General features: G+C 46.8%; 1 protein-coding gene and 1 pseudogene. Both read right to left on the bottom strand.

Features of this window, described 5'->3' with window-relative positions; all coding sequences use genetic code 11:
* On the bottom strand, window positions 1-132 hold a 132-nt coding region (locus tag SB773_RS33415), incomplete at its 3' end, for an anti-sigma factor family protein (RefSeq protein ID WP_410594746.1).
* Window positions 133-163: 31 nt separating this feature from the next.
* A pseudogene (locus SB773_RS33410) lies at window positions 164-252 on the bottom strand (RNA polymerase sigma factor SigW); the annotation flags it as partial.

Genomic DNA, 252 nt, shown 5'->3' with positions numbered 1-252 from the left:
AAAAGCGATGGCCCGCTGCAACTCATGCATATGTTGGCGGCAGCTCACACAGGTCTTCATATGTGTTTGCAAATGCTGATTGGCAAGTTCATCAGTGTCCCCATCCAGATATTCATGGATAAGGCAAATCATATCCCGGCATTCCATCGTGATTTCTCCTTTCTCACATCAATCGCAACTTGCTACGTAAAGCTTCTCGCCCGCGATGAATTCGAGTCTTGATAGTTGTAATGGGCAGCTTCACGATATCGC

Source organism: Bacillus sp. SIMBA_074 (assembly GCF_046534555.1).
Taxonomy (GTDB): Bacteria; Bacillota; Bacilli; order Bacillales; family Bacillaceae_G; genus Bacillus_A; species Bacillus_A mycoides.
This window is presented reverse-complemented; position numbering and strand designations above follow the sequence as displayed.